Source organism: Kribbella sp. NPDC048837 (assembly GCF_055586945.1).
The window spans coordinates 1023619-1044973 of sequence record NZ_JBVJHF010000001.1; the positions used below are offsets into that span (position 1 = coordinate 1023619).

Consider the following 21355-nt stretch of genomic DNA (forward strand, 5'->3'; position numbering starts at 1 on the left):
CCGTCAGGGCGTGACCCAGCCGGTCAGGATGGTCGTGCCGGAGTTGGTCTGGCAGACCAGGCGGTACGGCGCGGTCGGAACCGGCCGGAGGGCGAAGAAGCCGAGGTCGTCGATCTCGGCCTCGGCGAACTTGCCGCCGTCGCCGCGCGCGCTGACCGTGCCGGCCTCCGGTGGATCGAGCTGGCCGAGCACCCCGTCCGGGGTGAGCTCGAGCTCGATCGTCCAGCCGTCGGAGGCGAACGTCAGCGACCGCAGCGTCGCGCTCTCCGAGCGGACCGCCACCAGTTCGGGCGCGTCCCAGGCCGAGTCGTAGGTGAGTGCGGCCAGTTCGGCGTCGATCGTGCGCCAGGCGAAGGCAGCCTTGCCGGCGTCGACGAACGACCGCGGCACCGCTTCCGTCGTGGCCAGTGCGTCTCGTAAGGCGTCCAGCAGCTCGTCGTCGGTCCAGTCGAGCTCCACCACGGTGCTCACCTCCTCGTCTCGTCGTCGGGTCCCCCGGCGACCAGGAGCGCCAGGGCGGGGGTACGGCGCAACCGGTCCAGGCAGCGGGCCCGGTTCGGGCCGATGCTGCCGATCGGGACCTGCAGCAGCCTGCTGATCTCGTCGTACGCCGTCGGTGGATCACGGGTGAGCAGGGTCAGGAGGGCCTGGCAGCGCTGCGACAACTGACGGAACGCGGCCCGGATCACCTCCCGGCGTTCGTGCCGGAGCACTTCCTCCTCGGCGATCGCCTGCTCGGGAACGTCGTTGGACTCGGCCGGGTCCACCGGCTCGACCCGGCTCGACGCGCGCAGCAGCCGGTAACACTCGCGCTGGGTGGTCGTCGCGATCCAGCCCGGCAGGGCCGCGGACTCCCGCAGACCCGGCAGATGCTCGATCAGCCGCAACCAGACGCTCTGCCCGATGTCGTCGGCATCGGCGGGTGCCAGCCGGTAGCGACGGCACACCGACCAGACAAGTGGCGCGTACCGCTCCACCAACTCGTCCCACGCATCCTTGTCGCCGTCTCTGGCCCGGGTGACCAGGTCGACGACAGTCGGGTCGTCCCGCATGTCATCTCCCTTCCACGCCGGACCGCTTACCAGTACGGAGTCGGTACGGCGTCTGGTGATACATGAGCTCAGGCTCCCAGCGCGACGAACGACCGCGCGGCGGCCACGGCCACCGGGTCGTCGGCGGCCGCGGCCCGAGCACCGGCGAACGCGGCCGCGAGCGACTGCCCGGCCTGCAGGTTGTCGTGCAAGGCCGTCATCAACGGCACGGTTGCCGGATCGTTCACCGGTACGACGCTCGCGAGAATGCCGGCCGCCCCGAGCGGGATCAGGCTGCTGCTCAACCCGAGCAGCTCATCCGCACCGACCGGCTTCGCCAGACCGGAATCGCAACTCGACAAGACCAACCGGTACGGAGCCCGTTGCAACCGCTCGAAGTCGTACACGGTCAGTGGACCGTCGTCGAGCCGCAGCGACGAGAAGAGCGGACTGTCGGACCGGAAGGTGCCGTGCGCGGCGATGTGCGCGATCCACGCACCGTCGAGCGCATGCAACACCTTCTCCGCCGTCGCGTCGCCGTTCGCCAGCACCGTCGCCTCCGGGTAGCGCTGAGCGAGCCGCATGACCTCAGCTTTGCCTGCCGACAGCCCAGGCCCGAGCACCAGGACCACGCGTCGATCGGACGGCGGTCGCAGCCGGCGCGCCCGCAGCCAGGTCGCCGCCGACGGCACCACATTCACCGGGCGGTCGGCCATCGACGGCAGCAGCCCCCACGGCAGTGCCTGGAGCCGGCCCGGCGGCACCATCACCACCGGCCGACCACCGAGCAGGTCCTGCGCGGGCCCGAGGATCGCCTCGCCGAGCCGCGCACCGAGCACGTCGAGCGAGGGACCACGCTGCGACCGGCCATGGGCCAGCCAGCGCAACCGGAACCGCGACCGCTCGACCTCGACCGCCGCCGTGCCGACCGGCCCGACCGTGTGCCGGCTGACCGTCCCGTCCCGGACCACCACGGCATGCAGTACGTCGTCGACCTCGATCAACTCGACCAGCACGGTCTCACCCAACGCCGCGGCCAACTCGTCGACGTCGAAGCGACCCGTCGCCCCACGCATCGCTTGTCCCTGAGCCTGCAGCGCCCGCTCCCGCACGGCCTTCTCCAGCCGCCGCCGTTCCCGCTCCAAAGCCACGTCCGGATGCGCGTCGAGACGCCGTACGACGTCTCGCAGTGCAGCCAGGTCGCCGACGAGTTGCTCGTCGTCCGGCGGACGCACCGGCGGAACAGTGAGCGCGGTGGCTCGCCAGCGCTCTCCCCAGATCAGCAAGCTGCTCGCGTCGTCTCGCCGCAGCGCGTCGCGCAGGGCGAGCTCCGCAAGCTCGGCGCCGTGACCGGTGGCCAGCGCCCGAAGCTCGGTGGCACCCATCGTCAGCCGATGCTCGTCGAGTGCGTCCAGGCCACGCCCACAAGCGGTCAGCATGCCGCGGACATCGGCCCGGGCCTCCGACCGCAACGCCTTGCCGAGCCAGGCCGCGCTCCGCGCGAGTGGTGGCGCGTCCTTGCTGCGCTGTCCGGCCAGCTCCAGATGGCGATCCGCGGTCCGCGCCTGTCCATCGGCCAGCGCCAATCGACCGGCCAGCAGATGCGCCGCCGACGCCTCCGACGCACCAAGCGCGTCGAGACGACGAGCAACCTCACTCACTCGCCGCAGCAACCGCGGACCCGTCTCACCCGATTGGTAGCGAGCCTCCAGCTGAACCATTGCCGAGCGCACCGACCACCACTCACGACGTTGCGCGGAGAACAACCGCCGAGCCCGATCGGCCCGGTCCCGCGCGGCCGGCAGATCACCGGTCGCCAGCGCCGCGGCCGCCGCCGCGAACCACAGCTCGCCGCGCTTGGTGGCCTGCGCGCCCTCGGCTTCCATCCGCACGATGGCCTGATCCATCTCGGCCAGCGCTTCGGTGCTCAGTCCGGCCGCCAGCAGTACGCCGCAGCGGTCGATGGCGAGATCCGGCCAGACAACTCCCACGGCCGCGAACCGCCGCCCGGCCTCGTCGAGGTAGCCCAGCGCCGCGGGCAGGTCGCCGCGGGAGAACGCGACCAATCCCCTGTTCTGGCGGGCTTCGGCGTACTCGAACTCCTGGCCGGTGGCGGCGTACAGCCGCTCGGCGACGGCGAAGTCGGCGTCCGCCCGCTTGGTCCCGCCGAGTGCGAGCTGGACGAAGCCGCGATAGTTGCGCGATCGCGCTTCCCACACCTGATCGCCGGAGCGACGCAGGCGCGGGATCGCCAGCCGCAGATCGTCCAGCGCCTCACGATGCCGGCCCAGCACGAGCAGCACGTCGGCACGCCGCACCAGCACCCGACCGGTGAGGGCACCGCGGCTGAGGTCGACGGCACGGCCGAGGTTCGCCAGTCCCTCGCGGCTGCGTCCGGCCCGGCCGAGTGTCGCGCCGAGAGTGGCCAGCACATCCGCCTCACGCTCCGGCCGGCCGGATCGCTCGGCCAGGCGCAACGCGGTCCGCAGCTCCCGGATCGCCGCGTTCACATCGCCGAGCTGGCGCAGCGCGATGCCGGTCGCCTGGTGCGCAACGGATGCCGGGGCGGCCGGCGGCTCCCCGGCGAGCAGGGATCGGGCCGCCGCGATCGCGTCATGTGGGCGTGACAACGCCAGCGGCAGCAAAGACTCCGGCACAACCGCCGCGTCGACACTCCCCCCGGCCGTCGGCATTCTGAAATGATAACGGCCGGTTGCACCATTTCATTCGATTCATTCGATCCAGGGGGAAGGCAGGAAATGGCCCAGCAGGGGAACGGCAACGGGGGAAGTCAAACGCACGAATCATCGGAGCGGAAGTTCGTCTCCCAGATCAGGCTGATCCTCGAGGCCTACGGCCGCGAGGTCGAGGTCTATCCGCAGGACTGGGAGAAACGGCCGGAGGGCGCCGAGTACCTGTGCCGCGCCGGGACCGTCCTGGTCCGCGACGAGGACCTCGGCCGGGTGGTCGAGCTCTTCGGCGGCGGCAGCCCGGCCGACGGCGGCATCGGCGGCATCACCCGGCTGAAGCTCCCCGACAAGGTGCCGCCGGCCGCGCCCGAGGATCCGTCGATCACCCAGCGCTTCCTGAGGTACGCCGATCTGCGGCTCGGCCGCGGTGTGGTCACGCCGGAGCACTTGTTCTACGTCTGCCCCAGCGTCAGTCCGTGTCCCGCCACCGAGCCCGAAGAGGTGCCGCCCGGCATCCCGCCGGACCCGGCGCTGCCGACTCCGTTCCTGTCCGCCGGCTCGGCCGACGGGCGCGGCGTCAAGGTCGTCGTCCTGGACGTCGGCTGGTCCGAGGCACCGGCGGCGTACTGGCTGGCCGGGGTGACCGGGGACCCGGAGGACGCGTTCGACGGCGCCGGGCGGATCAAGCCGTACGCCGGTCACGGCACCTTCATCGCCGGTGTGATGCGGGCGATCGCCCGGAATGTCGAGATCGTCGTGAAGAGCTATTTCCCCACCGCCGGTGCGATGTGGGAGTTCGATCTCGCGGAGGCACTCGACGAGGTGCTCGACCTGGCACCGGACATCATCAGCCTGTCGGCCGGCACCCGGACCCGCTTCGACCTGCCGGCGCTGGGGCTGGACGTGTTCATCAAGACCCGGCTGAATCGCGTCAACGGCCTGGCCCTGGTCGCGGCGGCCGGCAACGAAGGCACCCGGGACTACTTCTGGCCGGCGGCCTTCCCCGAGACGGTCGGCGTCGGAGCACTGGCCGAGAACGGGCGAGACCGCGCGTCGTTCAGCAACTTCGGGAGCTGGGTCGACGTCTACGCCCCGGGCGAGAACCTGGTGAACGCGTTCCTGACCGGCACCTACGAGTGCACCGAGCCGCCGAACGCCGGCCAGCTGCGCGACTTCGTCGGCATGGCCCGCTGGAGCGGTACGTCGTTCGCGACACCACTGGTCGCCGCGCTGATCGCGGGACGGATGTCGGTGACGGGTGAGAACGCCAAGCAGGCGTCCGACGCGTTGCTGGCGTTCGCTATGACGCAACCCGAGCCCGGCGTAGGCCCGGTCCTGCGGGCCGGCGACGCTCTGACCTCACTGGGTCAGGCGTAGGAGAACGCGCTGACACGGTGTGGGCACCGGCCTGACCACCGGACTACCCCACACCGCGTCAGCCCTCCCCCTGCAGCGCCTCCGGTTGCTCTCCCCCCTGGGGCAACTCCGAGGCATCCCCCCACATTGGTGCGGAGTCCGCGACAGCGGACGGTGATACACCCCTTTTCCAGAAACTTTCCGGACGTATCTCCGGCCGGTCCTCGCGGCTCCGGAAGACATCAGGAACTTTGTCGGGGAGAAGCACAGTGGCCACCATGGATGTGACGTCCGCGCAAGCGGCAGACAGCGTCCGGCCGACCAAGCCGGACAAGGCACGACGACGCGGCCGGTCCGCGGCGTCCGCGATGACGCCGGCGGTGCGCCGCGTCACCGGACTGGTCAACGCCCTCGAGGGCCTGATCGCGTTCGTCTGGCTGGTCACGTCGTACGGCGTGGCCGAGCAACTGGTCGCCGCGCAGGAGACCGCGCCGACCGGGACGGTCGCGACGCGGTCGCTGACCTGGTGGGGGCTGGACATCCCACTCACGCTGAACATGAGTCTGCTCATCGTCGGCGCGGCCGCGGGTGCGGTCGGCAGCGTCGTCCAGCAGGGGCTGGCGTTCGCGCAGTACGCCCGGTACGACCGGCTGCGAAGTGGTCAGGTCTGGTGGTACGTGCTGTTCCCCGTCTGGGCAGCGCTGCTCGGAGCGGTCGTGGTGGTCGCGGTGAACACCGGACTGATCAGCATCGGCGACGAGACCACATCGACCGCGGGCGTGACCGTCCTCGTCACGATGGGCGCACTGGCCGGGCTGTTCACCAACCAGGCCTTGCGCCGGCTCCGGCCGATCCTGGGCGGGCCGGGGAGCACTGATCCGATCGAGGATCAGCCGCCGGCCGGGGGCTGAGGGTTGTCACAGCGGAACGGTGGCCGGTTGCCGCCGGAGTGGTAGTGGTACTGCTCGCCGGCCACCTCGAGGATCGTCCGGATGCCCGGGATCAGGGCCTGGGTGTAGAACATGCCGGGCTCCGGACAGCCGAGGCTGCCGTCGCGCCAGGTGACCTCGGCCGTGCTGACCACCGTCACCTGGGCCGGATCGACGCGCAGGTGGGCGGCCAGGTCGGCCCTGGCCTGCTCGACCGGGTCCGCCGGCAGCGTCGGCGGCTCCGTCGGCCCGGACGTGGGCGGTGGCGACGTGGGCCCGGACGTGGGCGGTGGCGACGTCGGCTCGGGTGCTGGTGACTGACTGCTCGTGGGCGTCATCGACGGTTCCCCTCCGGCTCCGGATTCGTTGCCGCACGCAACCAGTAGGACGGTCGCGGCCACGGCCAGCACGCTTACTCTGCGCATCACGATCACCTCCCACAGTAGACGCCGTCCGCCGCCCGTTCGTTGCACCCCGGTTACCAGGCAGTTGTTCAGGTGCTGTTTGCCGTCTGTCAGCCATCGGCATGAAGGATCACAATCACAACACGCACCAAGGAGCATCTATGTCTGTAGCACGTCGTTCCGTCCTACGGGGTGCCGCGGCCGGTGCCGCGGGAGTCGGATTCGCCACCGTCGGCGCCGTACCGTCCCTCGCCGAAGCCGCCCCCGCGGCGCACCACGGGCCGTTCCCGCAGCACCGCCCGTTCCCGCCGCTGCTGGACGACCCGAAGGGCGTGCTCGCGCTGCCGCCGGGGTTCAAGTACCGGATCGTCACCCAGGCCGGCCAGACCAAGCTGAAGAGCGGTCAGCCGACCCCGACCCTGCACGACGGCACCGCGGTCTTCGCCGGTAGCCGGCCCAACACCTACACGCTGATCCAGAACCACGAGATCGGCGCCGGCGACCCGCTCGGCGTCCCGCCGGTCGAGGGCACCGTCTACGACGCCGGCGTCGGCGCGGCGGGCGGCTGCACGGTCATCTCGGTCGACCGCGACGGCACCAACCTCGGCGAGTGGGTCGGCATCTCCGGCACGATCACCAACTGCGCCGGCGGCCCGACGCCGTGGGGCACCTGGATGACGTGCGAGGAGACCGAGAACAAGGCCAACGGCACCACCCGGCTGAAGGACCACGGCTACGTCTTCGAGGTCTGGGGCGACGGCAAGACCGCGCACCCGGTGCCGCTGAAGGCGCTCGGCCGGTACGCGCACGAGGCCCTCGCGATCGACGAGGACCGCACCCACATCTACCTGTCCGAGGACGCCTCCGGCCCGAACGGGACGTTCTACCGCTGGTCCGCGCCGCGCGGCTACAAGCTCAGCTCGCGCAGCTGGAAGGACCTGCAGGACAAGGACTTCGGCACCCTCGAGGCGCTCGCGATCCTGGGTGACGACGGCAAGCCGATCCCGGACGTCGCCTACCTGACCTCGGCCCAGCTGCTCCGGCCGTTCCGGGTCACGTGGGTGCCGGTGCCCGACCGCGACGGCGCGACCGTGTCGGTCCGCAAGCAGTTCACCGACGGCCAGATCACCCGCGGCAAGAAGTTCGAGGGCGTCTACGGCACCCGCGAGGGTGTGTACGTCGTGAACTCCTACGCCGAGTCGGGCACGGCCGACCTGCCGGCCGACGCAGTGCCGCACGACGGCATGGTCTGGTTCTACAACTACGACGCGAAGACCATCCAGCTGGTCACCTACTTCCCCGAGAGTGCCGCGGCCAACATGGGCGCCGAGGCGAAGTACGACGACTTCAACTTCGACAGTCCGGACAACGTCACCGTCACCCCGTGGGGCTCGCTGATCCTCGCCGAGGACGGCCAGGCCAGCAGCCACGTGCTCAGCGCGACGCCGGGCGGACCGACGTACGCGATCGCGCGCAACATGCTGAACGACTCCGAGTTCACCGGCCCGACGTTCTCCGCCGACGGCAAGGTCCTCTTCGTCAACATCCAGACCCCGGGGATCACGCTGGCCATCACCGGCCCGTGGCGCGACTACCTCGGCTGAGTGCCGACAGCAGGGTGAGCGGGCGCTCGTCCGGAGCGACGCGCACCTCGTTCATCAGATAGGAGTAGGCGGTCTCGCGACCCGGCCACGCGCCGTGCCGCGAGCCGCCTGCTCCCGGATGACCGAAGGTGCCGACGGGATCGGACTGGAGTTCGAACCCCGCGCCGTACGCCATCTCGCTCCCCCAGGTCGGCTCGATGCCGCGCCGGATCTCCCGGCGTCCGAGCGCGACCGTCTCCGGCGTCAGGATGCGGACGCCGTCCACGTCGCCGACGAGGGATGCATAGAACCGCGCCATCCCCCGGGCCGTCGCGTAGCCACCGACCGCGGCCAGGCCGGCGCCGCGGTACTCGAAGCTGTTCCAGATCTTCTCGGCACCGGGCACCCAGAGCGGGTTGGGCCGCCGCAACTCCGTCCACGGTCCGTCCACGAGAACACCTTCCGGCGCGACCATCGTGGTCGCTCGCCAGTGCAGTTCCTCGGGCAGACCGATCCACACCTCGAGCTCGAGCGGTACGGCGTACTCCTCGGCGAAGAACCGGCCCACGGTCCGGCCGTCCACGCGTCGTACCAGCTCGTCGACGAGCCAGCCCCAGGTGACCGCGTGGTACATGAACGCGGCCCGCGGATCCGCAGCCGGCGCCTGCGCGGCCAGGTGTGCGGCCATCACGTCATGGTCGAGCAGATCGGCGTACCCCGCCTCGACCCACGGCAGCCGGGCCTGGTGCGACAGCACCTCGGCGATCGTGATCGCACCCTTGCCCTCGGCACCGAACGCCGGCCAGTAGCGGCTGAGCGGATCGTCGAGCGACACCCGGCCGCGCTGCACCAGCAGCAGTACGCACGCCGCCGCGAGTCCCTTGGTCCCGGAGAACATCAGCTGGACCGTGTCGCGGTCCCACGCCCGGCCGGTGTCCCGGTCGGCCGTCCCACCCCACAGGTCGACCACCAGTCGCCCGTGCCGGTACGCCGCGAAGGCCGCACCCAGCTCACCGCGGTCGCTGAAGTTCCGCTCGAACGCCCCGGCCACATCCTCGAGTCCCGCCGCCGTCCAGCCGTTGATCATGACGGCGATAGTACCGATCGTTCTTATCTAGCGCCAGCCCAGATAACACCGATCGGTATTATGGCCCGCAGGAGGTGGTGCGGTATGCCGGTCAAGGCCGGAGAACGACTTGACCCGGAGGCGACGAAGGCCCGGATCCTCGCGGCCGCGACGGAGGTCTTCGCCCGGCGCGGCATCCACGCGGCCGGGATCAACGAGGTGGTCGAGGCGGCCGGTGCGTCCAAGCTCACCATCTACAAGAACTTCGGCTCCAAGGAAGGCCTGATCGAGGCGGTCCTCACCGATCGGGCCCGGCGCGTCCGCGCCTGGTACAACAACGCCGTCGACCAGGCCGACCCCGGCCGGGAACGGGTCCTGGCGGTCTTCGACCTGGTCGCGGGCTGGTACGCCGAAGCCGGGTTCCACGGCTGCGTGATGATGAACGCGGCCACCGAGGACCGCGGCCAGGACAACGCGCCGCGGCGACTCGCCCAGGACCACCTCGCCTTCTACCGCGACCTGTTCGGCCGGTTGCTGACCGAGGCCGGCGTCCGCGATCCCGCCACCACGGCCCGCCAGCTGGTCGTCGTACTGGAGGGCGCGACGCTGATCAGTGCCATCGACCGGGATCCCGGCCTCGGCGCGGAGGCCCGCGTCATCGTGGAGACACTGCTCGACGCGGCCTGAGGAACACCGCACACACGGCCACACAGGCCGCCGCGAAGCCGGCCGCCACGAAGAACGCGGCCGCGAACCCGGCCTGCTCCGCCACGAATCCACCGAGCGGACCGGCGGCCATCACGCCGAGATCCCAGAACGACGTCATCACGCCCATCGATACCCCCGGCCGCAATCCCCGCACACGGTCCAGCGTCATCGACACACAGGCCGGATAGACCAACGCCATGCCGCATCCGGCCAGCACGATGAACACCAGCGCACTCACCGGACCGCGGGCGATCGCAAGACCGACCAGAGCGAGGATCTCGAGCGAGACGGTCGACACGGCCACCGCGCGACCGCCGTACCGATCGACCAGCGGGCTGCCCGCGAACCTCACCAGCAGGAAGGACGCCGCGAACAGCGCCAGGGCGACGTGGTCGACATCGATGCCGTCGGCCCGCAAGCGCAAAACCAGCAACGCCGCCACCGTGCCGTAGCAGTACGCCGCCAGCCCGATGGTTGCTCCTGGCAACGGTACGCCGGCCGGCACCAGATCCCGGATCCGCCGGATCCGGACCAACGGCTCGACCCGGCCGGGATCGGAGCGTGTCGTCGACACCAGGATCGCCGACGAGACGGCGAGGCCCACGACGACCCACCAGACCCGTTGGTCCCCGACCAGCGACGCGATCACCGGCCCGGCCGCCAGCCCACCCCACATCGACAGCCCGAACCATCCCGCCAACCGTCCGCGCTGCGTCATCCGGGTCCCGGCCAGCACCCATGGCAACGCACCCGAGAACAACGCCGCCTCCCCCGCCCCCATCACCAGCCGGGCCGCCAGCAACACCACCAGGTCCGGCGCCAGAAGTTGCCCAAGGCCCCCGACAGCCGCCAGCACTCCCCCGCTCAGTACCACGGGACGCGACCATCCCCCATCCGCCAGCCACCCCGCGAACGGCCGCGCACAAGCCGTCGCCAGGAACGCGATCCCCACCGCGGTCCCACTCGCCAGCGCACCCCCGCCGAACTTCTCCGGCACGTACGACGGCAACGCCTGCAACGTCGCCCCGAACGCGAGGTACCCCGCCAGCACCGCCACCCACAACCGCCGCACCGGAACACCCATGGACGTGATGGTACCGCTTGGTACTATCTCTGTCTCGGCGCATCCCGGAGGACGATCTCGCAGTCGTAGTGCTGGGACGCGGTCATGTCGCCGCGGAACCAGAGCAGCGGGACCCGGGTCGGATCACCGGGCGCGACGATCGGGCGGAGGTTGTCGGACGCGGAGTCCTCCGTCACCGGTGTCCACGTCCAGGTCGCACCGGCATCCGCCGTACAGGCGTGGAAGATCTCGTGATGTGCCAGCGCGGTTCCGTCGCGGGGGTCGATCGGCGTTGAGACGTAGAGCGAGTCCAGGTCGTAGGGATCGATGGCGACCAGGCCGGTGTAGTCGTTCTCGTGGGGCAGGAGACCCGGTCCGGCCTTGGCCAGTGGACGCACCTGCCACGTGCCGCCGGGAGTGAGGCGAGCGTAGAAGAAGCGGTGATCCGGCACCGGATGCAGCCGCTCGAACGCGTCCGCGGGCTTGTCCGGAGTGTCGTGGCGGGCCAGCAGGACAGCCGCCAGCGACCCGTCGGATCCGCGCCGGATGTCGATCGTCCAGCAATGGGTCATCGGCTCGCCGTCCCACTTCGACCCGGCCGCGAGCACCGTGGTCAGCTCCACCTGCGACGGCGCGTCGCCGTCGAGCGCGACCGGGTCGACCACGGTTCCGTCGGTCCGGTGCAGCGCGCCGGCTTCGAGGTAGCCGTGGTAGATCGAGTTGTCGTAGTCGCGCGGATGGTGGTCCGTCGTCACCAGGTCGACGCGGGTCGGCGTGGAGACGTAGCGCGTGTAGCCGTTGACGTAGCCGACCTTCGGCCGGGTGAACAGCTTGCCCGCGTAGGCCCAGGTATCGCCCTCGTCGTCGGACACCAAGGCGCACGGATCGTCGTTGACCGCTCGCGCGAAGCAGTACAGCCGTCCGTCCAGCTCGTGCAGGTTCGAGTAGGTGACCCCGCGACCGCCGGTGAACTCGCTCCAGTCGAAGGTCCGCTCCGGCCCCCACGTCCGCGGGTCACCCGGTTCGCTCACCCGCCAGCGGGTCAGGTCGTCGGTCTTGTGCTTCGTGTACACCGCCAGCCATCGACCGTCCCGACGACGCCACAACGCGGGCACATCGTGGTCGTCCGCCTCGAACCGCTCATGCAGTACGACGACCTCGCTCGATCCGGTCCGCAGATCGACGACGGTCAGCTCGACATTGCCGGCCCGCTCGGCTCCCCCGGGACCTTCCGGGGCCGCGATCGACCCGACGACCAGCACCTGGCCGACCGGGTCCACCACCGCCCGCTCGTCCTGGAACCAGCACCACGCACCGTTGTCGTTGATCACCCGAGGCAGGCTCATGGGCCGACAGTTTGTCAGACCACCACACCGGTGTGGCAAGCGCTTGCCAGCATGTGGTCAAATCCTGTCGGACGTGCGTGAAAGACTCGCGGCATGCTGATCGACCAGCACCTTCTGCTCGCCTTCCTGCTGACGACGACCATCGCGATGATCACGCCCGGTCCGGACATGCTGTTCATCCTCGGCTGCGGGATGCGCAGCGGACCGCGAGCCGGTCTGCTCGCGACGGCCGGCGTCGCCACCAGTGAGGCCGTGCATGTGGCTCTGGCAGCGGCCGGGCTGGTCGCCCTGTTCGCGGCGGTGCCGGTCGCCTTCACCGCCGTCCGGATCGTCGGCGCGGCCTACTTGATCTATCTCGGCGTGCAGATGATCCGGCACCGGAACGACGCCGTCGACGACGCACCCTCCGCCGGCGCCGCGATGTCCGGGCGGAAGGCGTACCTGGCCGGCCTGACCACGAACCTGCTGAACCCGAAGATGGTGACGTTCACGATCGCGTTCCTGCCGCAGTTCGTCGATCCCGGGCGCGGTCAGGTCTGGCTGCAGTTCGTCGTCCTCGGCGCGATCCTGATCGTGCTGGAGTTCCTCGTCGACGGGACGGTCGGGCTGCTCGCCGGCCGGATCGGCAGCTGGCTGCGCACCCGCCGTACGGCGCGCCGCAACATCGACACCGCCACGGGCGGCATCTTCATCGGCCTCGGCGTCCGCCTGGCCCTGCTCCGCTGACTCAGAACACCACGGTCCAGCCGGAGCGTTGGGCCTGCTCGGCGGTGTAGGCGACGCCGTGGACCTTGAGGCCGGCGTTGTCCAGCAAGGTGATCTCGCCACCTTTGTTGCCCAGCTGGACGGTCTGCGGGAGGTGGATCAACAGCGTCGCCCCGGGCTCGAGGACCCCCGCCGGGATCGGGCCGACATGCAGCGCGCGATCGACCACGTGCCAGCCGGTCAGGTCGACCGGTTCGGGTGAGGCGTTCAGCACGGTGACCGTCTCGGCTTCGGGCGCGGGCCCGACCGGGTTGATCAACGCGGCGACGATCCGCACAGCCTCGGCGCCGAACTCCTCGACCGGTGCGTCGACGAGAGTGTGGCCGGTCTTGTCGTCGGTGTGCCACGACTGACTCTGGAACGCCAGGAAGATCCCGACCCAGCGTTGCTGGTCCGGCAGCGAGATGATCAGGGCACCGTCCTGCCAGACCCCGTCGTCCTTGCGGAACGCACCGACGTTGCCCTGGTTCATGTGGATGTCGTGCACCCCGTTGCCGGGCCGGAACCCGAAGATCTTGTCCGGTACGCCGTCCTCCGGCCCCCACCGCTCGCCGAACGCGTACACGACCGCGGCCGGCTCCCGGATCGCCCGCTGCACCTGGTCGTCGAGCAGATCGGCCAGGTCGTTGCCCGGTCCCGCTACATCCGCGGGCAGCGGCCGCAGCAGCGTGCGATCGAACAATGTCTGCCGCACATAGTCGAGATTCACCCCGGCCGGTCCGGTGTCGAGCCGGTGCCATCCCGGCGCGAGCCCGGTCAGCTGCGCGGTGACCGGATGGCGGAAGTCCTCGTCGACCCGGTACAACAGCTCCGACGGGTACTCCTGCGACTTCACGTTCACCGCGATCCGGTAGTTCACCCCGTCCGGATCCGCCAGCCGGACCTGGTAGTGCGGGGTGTCCGATCCACTCTCCCGGCGCGCGTCGACCGCTCGGCCGACCAGTACGCCGTACGACTTCAACGGCATGGCTCCTCCATCACGGGTACCGATAGTTCGACAGCTCGCTCTCGAGCCGGCGATAACGCTCTTCCAGGTCCGCACGCTTGGACTGCTTCGGTGTCGGCTGCGTCGGTTTCGGTTGGGCCCCAACCGGCCGCATCGACCCCTCGACGAGCCGGGCGAACTCGGGCAGGTCGGCGTACCGCGGGATCTGCTGTTTGGCGGCGAACATCGCCAGAGCCCGACGCTCCCAGCCACCGTTGGACGGCGGGAAGCGGATGAGGTGATGCAGCACCTCCTCCCACGCCAGCCGGCGATCCGCCTTCGGTGCGGCGACCTGCTGCAGAAGGACTGTGCACACGGTCGACGACGCGACGCTCGCGAGCACGCGGGCATCGTCGAAGAACGGCACCGAGGTCAGCGTGTCCTTCGACATCAGCGAGTGCGACCCGACGATCTCGTTGAACGCGCCGTTGTCGGAGGCCTGCCCGAACACCGAGTCGGCCTTCTTGTTCAGCGCCGCGGTCGCCGCGTCGCCCTCGTCCAGCAGAACCTGCAGATCCTGTACGGCGAAGCGCATCAGGAACCCACCGGCGCCGGGGGCCTTGGTCGGGAGCTGCTCGGCCTTGTGGTCGATCGCGAACGCGGCGAGCAGTGCTTGACGGCCGCGCTCGTTCAGATGACCGCGTTCGGCCAGGTAGCGGACGAACTGGTCGTAGTTGCTCTCGGTCCGGCCATCGTCCCGCTTGCGCGGTTCGAGGGCGGCGGCGTGACGTTCGAGCTGGAGATCGACCTCGGTCTTGTCGCCCTCACGCTTCGGCTTCGCCGCGCCCGGGGCGAGCGGCCAGTGTTCGGGGGCCACGTTGGCCGCGAGCCGGCGACGCTCGTCCTCACTCAGGAGCGTGAGAATCAACGGCACCCACTCGCGGAGTTTGTGCGTGGCGCCCGCGACGACCAGGGGTTTCGCCAACGCGCCAAGGGATTCCAGGTCGAACTGTGCGAGCGCGTCCTCGATCGGGGTCGGGAGTTCACCGGGTTCTCCGGTGACCTTGTGCTCGAGGTTCTCGAGCGCGTGCAGCAAGGTGTGCGCCGTGTCCTGCGCGGACGGGAAGGCCGGGTACGCGTGGCGCAGACTCGGCGTCGACGGGCGGCTCGTGCTCAGCCGACCAGCGCTCTGCGTTTTGTTGCCCGCGTCGTACGCCGGGAAGCGCAGGCGACGGTAGAGCTTGCGCTGCAGTCTGAGCCGCTCGGTCGCGTCCGCAGCGACGAACTCGGGACGATGCTTGGCAACGTCCGCCACGAACCGCTTGAGGAAGTCCTCGTCGCTCTCACCGTCGAGCTGGGCCGGCCGGAAGCCGCGGAGTTCGATCAGTTCGACCACGTTCGAGTGGAAGAACCAGTCCTCGACGCCGTGCAGCAGTTTGCCGAGCCGGACCAGCAGCCGCTGCCGACCGTTCGAGTCGTCCCGTTTCAAGGCCCGCCAGTCGTCCTCGACCCCGGCCAGACCTTCGGCGAGGTAGGTGACGTAGTGCGCGTCGACGGCGTTCATCACACCGACGTCGCCATCCTTCAGGTTCGCCTGCCGCCGGCTCGGCTGGTAGAGCGGCTTCGAGGGCCGCTTGCTGGCGTCCCACACGTACGGCGGCTGGTCGGTGTGCTCATGCGGGTAGTACTGGGTGAAGAACTCGTCGTACACCTCGTCGACCCGGTTCGCGGGGATCGGCTTGATCGTCCCCCAGGTCCCGTCCGACCGCCGCTGCACGTCCTGGGCGAACAGGAAGTGCGTCGCCCCTTCGATGAACAGCCGGAAGAACTCACCCAGGTACCCGTAGTGCTTCTCGTCGTTCGCGGCGACACCCGGAGAGCGCTCCACGGGCGTTCCGAGCAGCTTGTCGATCCAGGTGTCCGCACCGGCCAGATCGGCGTACGTGTCCGAGGGCAGCACGGCGAGGATGCCGCCGATCGCGGCCACCCCGATCCCGGCACCCTCGATCACGTCGGCCGCCGTACCGGACGTCAGGCTCTTCAGGTACTGCGACGCCGCGAGCGCGGCGCCCGCGCCGAGAGCCGCCAGCCCGCGCAGCAGCTGGGTCTGGTCCTTCGTCTGCGGGATGACGAAGTCCCGCCAGATCCGTTGCTTGGCGAAGATGTACGTCACCGGGTCCCGGAACTGCGAGACGTCCGTCAGATAGTTGCCGAGCTCCAGATAGGTCAGGTCGTCCGCCCTCAACCGGGCACCGTCGAGGACAGCAGCCGGGACCGTCTCCCTGGTGAACAGGAAGATGTCCCGGTGCCTCGAGATGTCGCCCATCAGGCCTCGACCCACTCACCGTCCTCGTTCTGTTCCCAGACCGGTAGTGCGTCGTCGGCGCGGAGTTTGACCAGGTTGGTCGGCACGCGGACGGTCCAGGGGTTGCCCTGCGGGACCTCGTCGCCGGGGCGGTCCAGACGCTCGGCGAGCTCGTCGGCGATCGGCAGGTACAGCGGGCTGGAGATCGTCGGCAGCGGGCCGCCGTTCCAGATCTCGCCGAAGGTGAGGAAGTGGTCGATCGCCCCCTCGAAGCCCGGCCGGGCCGGCACGGTCACCCGGCAGAACCCGGCCTGCAGGAAGTCCACGAACGCCGGGTCGGGATCGTCGTACCCGAGCCGTTCGTCCCACTGGTCCTTGCTCCCCCAGAAGTACGGGTAACTCACCCAGGTGATGTGCTCCCACTCGAAGGCCTGCTCGAAGAAGCGCACGTACGCGCCTTCGGCGGCCGCCTCGGCGACGTCGAGCTGCGGCAGGCCGTTGACCGCTGAGTCCACGATCGCGTCGAACAGATCGAAGTGCTGGTCGGTGAGGATGCTCAGACAGTTCTTCTGCAGCTCCCGGCGGATCGTGATCTGGTTCGACTCCGGGTTGCGGCCGCGGATCGCGACGCCGGCCTGGAGCTTGAGCTGGGCCAGCTTCTCCTCGTAGTCCGACACCTGTGCGTTGTGGGCCGCGAGCAACTTCGCGTAGGTCTCCAGCCGCCACTTGTCCAGCGCCCGGTCGGTCCGCTGGCACTTCACCTCGATCGCCACCGCGACCTGCGAAACGTGGAAGCTGTCGATCGCGAGCGGGATCGAGTCACGCTCGTCGTCCAGCGGCGTGGTGAACAGCCATTGACCGTTGCCCATCCGCTGGGTCCGGCGACCGAGGACGACGTCCACGCTGAAGTCCGGCTCCCAGATGTTGCAGACCATGCCGACGCTGCCGAACACCGCGCGGTAGCCGTCGTCGATGGTGATCTGGGCGGAGTGGTTGTAGTTGGTCTTGCTGTCACCGCCACCGCCCTTGAAGTCGGCGGACTTGGTCCGGAACAGCTCCGGCGGCGGCGCGACGTCGGTGGCCCCGCAGACCTTGACCCAGTACGCGTAGTTGCTCTCGGTCAGCTGGGCCGGGGTCAGCGTGAAGTCCGGCGGCTTGGTCAGCGTGAGCGCGCTGTTCTGCGCCTGCTCCATCGCCGCGATCAGGAACGCCGCGGGCTCGGGGACCATGAAGTCGAACATCATCCGCAGGCCGTAGTTGAACATCTGGGCCTGGTAGACCTTGTTGACCCACTGGTAGACGCCGGAGATGTGCCCGGTGCCGGTCGTGTTGTCGAGCGTGTGGACGTTCTTCTCGATCGTCTCGGTCAGGGTCCGGATCGTCGTCCGGTTCAGCACCCGCTGCGCGATCTTGCGCGAGGTCCGCTCGGTCACGTCCTGGGAGAACGTCGAGGCCGACTTGGTCGCCTCCTCCTTCGAGCGGGAGAACGAGCCCTCCGCACTGGCGGCGAACTCGACGGTCGGGCCGTAGCTGCCGGAGATGCTCAGGCCGGCCTTGAGCGCGACATCCTCCTTGATCGTCTCGCTCGCCTCCCGGGTCATCTCGAACCGGTCGGTCGTCTCCAGCTCGTGCTCGTCGGTCGTGCTCGTCTCGGTCTCGAAGACCGTGATCGTCTCGCTCTCCTCGCGGCGGGTGTGCTCACGCGACTTCAGCTCACCCTTGAGCACGTTCTCGATGTGCGCGACGTCGACGGCCTCGTAGCCGGTCAGTTGCTGCTTGACCAGCAACAGATCGGCGACCCCGGCCGGCGCGACGGCACCCTTGGTCTGCGGCACACTTCCGCTCATCGGCAACGGCGGGAAGCCGAGGACCCCGCCCGTTCCGAGCACACCCCACCCGGTGGTGACCGGCGTCGTGACCGAGATCAGCGCGTCGCCGAACCGGACGAACGAGCGCTTCTCCGGATGCCCGGCGACGAGCTCCAGCTCGCTCACGGTCGTGGCCAGGTCGGCCTGCAGGCGCTGGGTGATCTTGTCGAGCGGCGTCGTACCGAGGTCGACGCCGCGCTGTTTCAGTACGGCCTGCGTCTTCTTCGACAACCGGTCGGCCGCGGTGGGCTTGAGCACGAACCCGAGCTCGGCGAGTGCGACCGGTGTGAACCCCGCGCGAGCGGACAGCACCACATCCGGTGCTGCCACGAGAGTCTGCGCGAGTTCGGCGTACGGTGTGCTGATCTGCAGCGCCCCAGCTCTCTCATCGGGCTCGCCTCCGTCTTCCCCCTCGCGGGCCACCTGGCCCTTCAAGTGCTGCGCTCGGAGCACCTGGGTGTACGTCGCCGCGCTGCCCACCGCATTCGTCAGGACGGTCACGTCCGGCACGGTGGTGTGTTCGCTGGCGACGATCTCGGTGGCGCGGAAGTGGATGGATTCGAGTCCCGCCAGCTCGGAGACCGCGCCCCGCAGCGCCTCGTGTTCGGTCAGTAGCTCATCGACGCGTTTGCGCCGGTCCTCGAGGAGTTTCCGGCGCTGCTCCTCCAGCTCCTTCTGCGCGTCCCGGGTGGACAGCCGGGACTTCAGCTCGAGCTCGACCGGGAGCCGCAGCGAACGCCGCCGGCGGCGGGCGGTCTCACCCGGGGTGTGGTCGGCGGCGACGTCCGCGATCAGTTCGGCGGTGCGCAACTGCCGGGTCAGCCGCTCGATCGGGCGGCTGTGCAGTTGCTGCAGCACCTTGATCGCGATCAGGCTGTCCCGCAGGCGCCGTACCGTCTCCTGGTAGGCGTCGTCGGCAACGATGTCGGCCGCGGAACTGCCGAACACGTCCTCGATCGCGTTCGCGACCTCGGCCCACGACACCTCACCGGTGGCTTCGAGAGCGTCGATCCCGTCCGCGAGCTCGTCGAGCCGGCGGCCCATCGGCGTCTCGCCGATCCCGGCCACGAAGTCGTCGGAGCCGGCGAACTCCGCCGACACCGCCTCGATCCCCTGGCGCCCGCCCCCGGATGCCACGACGGCCCGCAGAGCCTCCTGATAGGCCGACTCCTGCTCGAGTTCGATCGACGGTTGTTCCGGATCCTGTCCGACCGCCGGCCGCAGCAGCATCAAGCGAAAGAGATTCTCCATAACCTACGGAGACCCGGGAACCCCCGCTAATACAACGGGTTCCCGGGTCAACGTTGTACTGCTCAGACGTCGTCCTGCTCAGACCAGGCCGAAACCGCCGGTCCAGGACACCTTCTCGCCGACCGCGAGGGTGAGCTGCAGGAAGCCGACGGCCTCGAGCTCGCGGGCGCGCTTCAGCGGGCCGGCGTCGACCGCGCGCAGTCCACCCTTGCTGACGAGACCGGCCAGCAGGTCCTTGGCCTCGGCGTCGTCACCCGCGATCAGGACCGTGGTCGGCACCTCGCCGGCCTGTCCCGACGCGACGGTGGCGGCGAAGGTGGTGTTGAAGGCCTTGAGCACCTTGGACTCGGGCAGCTTCTCGGCCAGCTCGGCCGCGGCCGAGGCGTCCGCCGGGACGACCAGGGAGTCGAAGGTCTCGAAGTTCAGCGGGTTGGTGATGTCGACCACGACCTTGCCGGCCAGCTGGTCGGCGCGCTCGGCCAGCACCTGCGCGAGCGCCGGGTACGGCACCGCGAGAACGACGACCTCGCCGGTGACCGGGCGGCCTGAGTCACCGGAATCGAACAGCTCGACCGTGCTGCCACCCTGCTCCACGACGGCCGAGATCGCCTGGCCCATAGTGCCCTTGCCGATGATGCTGACGTGCGTCATGACTCACTCCCAGAACTCGAATAGTTGTACCTTCAACCATCACAGTAGCACCAGATGGTTGTAGCTACAACCTTTTGGTGCTGGCAGAATGGTGACCATGACGACCCGATGGCTCGACGACGGCCAGCTGACCGCTTGGGTGCGGCTGGCCGCCGTCCTCGAGCTCCTGCCCGGCGTCCTCGACACCCAACTGCGGCGGGACGCGGGGCTGACGCACTACGAGTACTACGTGATGGCGATGCTCTCGGAGGCACCGAAGCGCACCCTGCGGATGACCGCGCTCGCGCAGCGGACGAACGCGACCCTCCCCCGGCTGTCGCATGTCGTGAAGCGGCTGGAGGACCGCGGCCTGATCGAACGCTTCCCCTGCCCCGAGGACGCCCGCGCCACCAACGCCCGCCTCACCCCGGCCGGCTGGAAGAAGATCCGCGCCACCGCGCCGGGCCACGTGGCCACGGTCCGCGAGCACGTCATCGACGTCCTCACCCCCGAGCAGATCTCCCAGCTCAGCGAGATCACCGGCGCCATCCTGGAGTCCGTCGACCCCGACGGCAACCTGAGCGCGGTCTACCGCCGCTAGCCGCGGGTTCTCGTCAGAGCACGGCCAGCATGCCGCCGTCGACGTACAGCACCTGGCCGTTGACGAAGTCCGACGCCGGCGCGGACAGGAAGATCAGCGCGCCGATCAGGTCCTCGAGCCGGCCCCAGCGACCGGCCGGTGTGCGCTTGCGGACCCACGCGCTGAACTCCTCGTCGTCGACCAGCGCCTTGTTGAGCTCGGTGTCGAAGTAGCCCGGCCCGAGACCGTTGACCTGGATCCCGGCCGGGCCGAGGTCCGCGCACATCCCCTTGGTCAGCAGCTTCAGCCCGCCCTTGGTCGCGGCGTACGGCGCGATGCCCGGACGCACGGTCTCGCTCTGCACCGAGCAGATGTTGATGATCTTGCCGTGCCCGCGCGGGACCATCCGGCGGGCCACCTCGCGGCCCATCAGGAACACGCTGGTGAGGTTGGTGTCGATCAACTGGTGCCAGTCGTCGTCGGTGAACTCGGTCAGCGGCGCCCGGCGCTGCATCCCGGCGTTGTTGACCAGGATGTCGATCGGCCCGATCTCGTCCTCGATCGCCGCCACGTTCGCCGCGACGGCCGCGGGGTCGGTGACGTCGAACGCCCGCGCGTACGAGCCGTCCAGTTCCTTCCGCGCCTGCTCGAGCACGGCTTCGTCCCGCCCGTTGAGTACGACGGTGCAGCCGGCGGCATGGAGTCCCTCGGCCAATGCCCGGCCGATCCCCCGGCTCGATCCGGTGACGAGCGCCGTACGCCCGGAGATGTCGAAGAGACCGTCGACCTTCATACAGTCACCGCCCTGGGGATCGGGAGTTTCGTCGAGAATAGCGAGGACGTTGTCGACGGCAA

The 21355-nt window shown here is 69.7% G+C and carries 18 protein-coding genes; 6 read left to right on the top strand and 12 right to left on the bottom strand.

Annotation, left to right across the window (positions count from 1 at the left end; translation table 11 throughout):
- Window positions 1-3: 3 nt before the first annotated feature.
- The 3 genes from ACZ6O0_RS04760 to ACZ6O0_RS04770 form a co-directional block, all read right to left on the bottom strand.
- The gene (locus ACZ6O0_RS04760; RefSeq protein WP_465763458.1) at window positions 4-471 is read right to left on the bottom strand and encodes a hypothetical protein; all 468 of its coding nucleotides are present in this window, start codon (window positions 469-471) and stop codon (window positions 4-6) included.
- Window positions 468-1052, bottom strand: coding sequence for an RNA polymerase sigma factor (locus tag ACZ6O0_RS04765; RefSeq protein ID WP_465763459.1), 585 nt, complete (start codon window positions 1050-1052; stop codon window positions 468-470). The genes ACZ6O0_RS04760 and ACZ6O0_RS04765 overlap by 4 nt, the downstream gene beginning before the upstream one ends.
- Before the next feature lie 68 nt (window positions 1053-1120).
- Window positions 1121-3724, bottom strand: coding sequence for a CHAT domain-containing protein (locus tag ACZ6O0_RS04770; RefSeq protein WP_465763460.1), 2604 nt, complete (start codon window positions 3722-3724; stop codon window positions 1121-1123).
- 66 nt (window positions 3725-3790) lie between these two features.
- Here ACZ6O0_RS04770 and ACZ6O0_RS04775 point away from each other — a divergent pair, with 66 nt between their 5' ends.
- Entirely contained in the window at window positions 3791-5098 is a 1308-nt protein-coding gene (locus tag ACZ6O0_RS04775) for a S8 family peptidase (RefSeq protein ID WP_465763461.1), read from the top strand.
- A gap of 257 nt (window positions 5099-5355) precedes the next feature.
- The gene (locus tag ACZ6O0_RS04780) at window positions 5356-5988 is read left to right on the top strand and encodes a hypothetical protein (RefSeq protein ID WP_465763462.1); all 633 of its coding nucleotides are present in this window, start codon (window positions 5356-5358) and stop codon (window positions 5986-5988) included.
- On the opposite strand, the gene ACZ6O0_RS04785 is transcribed toward ACZ6O0_RS04780, so the two are convergent.
- On the bottom strand, window positions 5967-6431 hold the full coding sequence (locus ACZ6O0_RS04785; protein WP_465763463.1) for a hypothetical protein: 465 nt from the start codon (window positions 6429-6431) through the stop codon (window positions 5967-5969). The genes ACZ6O0_RS04780 and ACZ6O0_RS04785 overlap by 22 nt on opposite strands.
- 140 nt (window positions 6432-6571) lie before the next feature.
- Between ACZ6O0_RS04785 and ACZ6O0_RS04790 the strand changes: the two genes are divergently transcribed.
- Window positions 6572-8014, top strand: a complete 1443-nt coding sequence (locus ACZ6O0_RS04790) for an alkaline phosphatase PhoX (protein ID WP_465763464.1) — start codon at window positions 6572-6574, stop codon at window positions 8012-8014.
- Here the strand turns inward: ACZ6O0_RS04790 and ACZ6O0_RS04795 are convergent.
- Window positions 7983-9080: a serine hydrolase domain-containing protein gene (locus ACZ6O0_RS04795; RefSeq protein WP_465763465.1), complete on the bottom strand. Its 1098-nt coding sequence runs from the start codon at window positions 9078-9080 to the stop codon at window positions 7983-7985. The two genes, ACZ6O0_RS04790 and ACZ6O0_RS04795, sit on opposite strands and share 32 nt — an antisense overlap.
- Before the next feature lie 84 nt (window positions 9081-9164).
- Here ACZ6O0_RS04795 and ACZ6O0_RS04800 point away from each other — a divergent pair, with 84 nt between their 5' ends.
- A complete protein-coding gene (locus ACZ6O0_RS04800; protein WP_465763466.1) occupies window positions 9165-9746 on the top strand; it encodes a TetR/AcrR family transcriptional regulator in 582 nt (193 codons plus the stop codon).
- On the opposite strand, the gene ACZ6O0_RS04805 is transcribed toward ACZ6O0_RS04800, so the two are convergent.
- Together ACZ6O0_RS04805 and ACZ6O0_RS04810 are read right to left on the bottom strand one after the other, a co-directional pair.
- On the bottom strand, window positions 9715-10851 hold the full coding sequence (locus tag ACZ6O0_RS04805; RefSeq protein ID WP_465763467.1) for an MFS transporter: 1137 nt from the start codon (window positions 10849-10851) through the stop codon (window positions 9715-9717). The two genes, ACZ6O0_RS04800 and ACZ6O0_RS04805, sit on opposite strands and share 32 nt — an antisense overlap.
- Before the next feature lie 23 nt (window positions 10852-10874).
- The gene (locus tag ACZ6O0_RS04810; protein ID WP_465763468.1) at window positions 10875-12176 is read right to left on the bottom strand and encodes a BNR-4 repeat-containing protein; all 1302 of its coding nucleotides are present in this window, start codon (window positions 12174-12176) and stop codon (window positions 10875-10877) included.
- 93 nt (window positions 12177-12269) lie between these two features.
- Between ACZ6O0_RS04810 and ACZ6O0_RS04815 the strand changes: the two genes are divergently transcribed.
- Window positions 12270-12902 carry a LysE family translocator gene (locus tag ACZ6O0_RS04815; RefSeq protein ID WP_465763469.1) on the top strand — a complete coding sequence of 211 codons (633 nt, stop codon included), beginning with the start codon at window positions 12270-12272 and terminating at the stop codon, window positions 12900-12902.
- Window position 12903: 1 nt separating this feature from the next.
- Here the strand turns inward: ACZ6O0_RS04815 and ACZ6O0_RS04820 are convergent, their stop codons facing one another.
- The 4 genes from ACZ6O0_RS04820 to ACZ6O0_RS04835 form a co-directional block, all read right to left on the bottom strand.
- Window positions 12904-13908, bottom strand: a complete 1005-nt coding sequence (locus ACZ6O0_RS04820; RefSeq protein WP_465763470.1) for a DUF2278 family protein — start codon at window positions 13906-13908, stop codon at window positions 12904-12906.
- Between the two features lie 10 nt (window positions 13909-13918).
- The gene (locus tag ACZ6O0_RS04825; protein ID WP_465763471.1) at window positions 13919-16207 is read right to left on the bottom strand and encodes a hypothetical protein; all 2289 of its coding nucleotides are present in this window, start codon (window positions 16205-16207) and stop codon (window positions 13919-13921) included.
- Window positions 16192-19290, bottom strand: coding sequence for a hypothetical protein (locus tag ACZ6O0_RS04830; protein ID WP_465763472.1), 3099 nt, complete (start codon window positions 19288-19290; stop codon window positions 16192-16194). The genes ACZ6O0_RS04825 and ACZ6O0_RS04830 overlap by 16 nt, the downstream gene beginning before the upstream one ends.
- Window positions 19291-19368: 78 nt before the next feature.
- Window positions 19369-19941 carry an NADPH-dependent F420 reductase gene (locus ACZ6O0_RS04835; protein WP_465763473.1) on the bottom strand — a complete coding sequence of 191 codons (573 nt, stop codon included), beginning with the start codon at window positions 19939-19941 and terminating at the stop codon, window positions 19369-19371.
- 97 nt (window positions 19942-20038) lie between these two features.
- On the opposite strand from ACZ6O0_RS04835, the gene ACZ6O0_RS04840 reads away from it, so the two are divergent.
- Window positions 20039-20521, top strand: coding sequence for a MarR family winged helix-turn-helix transcriptional regulator (locus tag ACZ6O0_RS04840; RefSeq protein ID WP_465763474.1), 483 nt, complete (start codon window positions 20039-20041; stop codon window positions 20519-20521).
- A 13-nt stretch (window positions 20522-20534) separates the two neighbouring features.
- On the opposite strand, the gene ACZ6O0_RS04845 is transcribed toward ACZ6O0_RS04840, so the two are convergent.
- Window positions 20535-21293, bottom strand: a complete 759-nt coding sequence (locus ACZ6O0_RS04845) for an SDR family oxidoreductase (RefSeq protein ID WP_465763475.1) — start codon at window positions 21291-21293, stop codon at window positions 20535-20537.
- Window positions 21294-21355: the final 62 nt, after the last annotated feature.

What these genes read in the sequence shown, in the direction of transcription:
- ACZ6O0_RS04765 (WP_465763459.1), bottom strand. Translation starts at nt 1,052, where the DNA reads ATGCGGGACGACCCGACTGTCGTCGACCTGGTCACCCGGGCCAGAGAC.
- ACZ6O0_RS04770 (WP_465763460.1), bottom strand. Translation starts at nt 3,724, where the DNA reads ATGCCGACGGCCGGGGGGAGTGTCGACGCGGCGGTTGTGCCGGAGTCT.
- ACZ6O0_RS04775 (WP_465763461.1), top strand. Translation starts at nt 3,791, where the DNA reads ATGGCCCAGCAGGGGAACGGCAACGGGGGAAGTCAAACGCACGAATCA.
- ACZ6O0_RS04780 (WP_465763462.1), top strand. Translation starts at nt 5,356, where the DNA reads ATGGATGTGACGTCCGCGCAAGCGGCAGACAGCGTCCGGCCGACCAAG.
- ACZ6O0_RS04785 (WP_465763463.1), bottom strand. Translation starts at nt 6,431, where the DNA reads ATGCGCAGAGTAAGCGTGCTGGCCGTGGCCGCGACCGTCCTACTGGTT.
- ACZ6O0_RS04790 (WP_465763464.1), top strand. Translation starts at nt 6,572, where the DNA reads ATGTCTGTAGCACGTCGTTCCGTCCTACGGGGTGCCGCGGCCGGTGCC.
- ACZ6O0_RS04795 (WP_465763465.1), bottom strand. Translation starts at nt 9,080, where the DNA reads ATGATCAACGGCTGGACGGCGGCGGGACTCGAGGATGTGGCCGGGGCG.
- ACZ6O0_RS04800 (WP_465763466.1), top strand. Translation starts at nt 9,165, where the DNA reads ATGCCGGTCAAGGCCGGAGAACGACTTGACCCGGAGGCGACGAAGGCC.
- ACZ6O0_RS04805 (WP_465763467.1), bottom strand. Translation starts at nt 10,851, where the DNA reads ATGGGTGTTCCGGTGCGGCGGTTGTGGGTGGCGGTGCTGGCGGGGTAC.
- ACZ6O0_RS04810 (WP_465763468.1), bottom strand. Translation starts at nt 12,176, where the DNA reads ATGAGCCTGCCTCGGGTGATCAACGACAACGGTGCGTGGTGCTGGTTC.
- ACZ6O0_RS04815 (WP_465763469.1), top strand. Translation starts at nt 12,270, where the DNA reads ATGCTGATCGACCAGCACCTTCTGCTCGCCTTCCTGCTGACGACGACC.
- ACZ6O0_RS04820 (WP_465763470.1), bottom strand. Translation starts at nt 13,908, where the DNA reads ATGCCGTTGAAGTCGTACGGCGTACTGGTCGGCCGAGCGGTCGACGCG.
- ACZ6O0_RS04830 (WP_465763472.1), bottom strand. Translation starts at nt 19,290, where the DNA reads ATGGAGAATCTCTTTCGCTTGATGCTGCTGCGGCCGGCGGTCGGACAG.
- ACZ6O0_RS04835 (WP_465763473.1), bottom strand. Translation starts at nt 19,941, where the DNA reads ATGACGCACGTCAGCATCATCGGCAAGGGCACTATGGGCCAGGCGATC.
- ACZ6O0_RS04840 (WP_465763474.1), top strand. Translation starts at nt 20,039, where the DNA reads ATGACGACCCGATGGCTCGACGACGGCCAGCTGACCGCTTGGGTGCGG.
- ACZ6O0_RS04845 (WP_465763475.1), bottom strand. Translation starts at nt 21,293, where the DNA reads ATGAAGGTCGACGGTCTCTTCGACATCTCCGGGCGTACGGCGCTCGTC.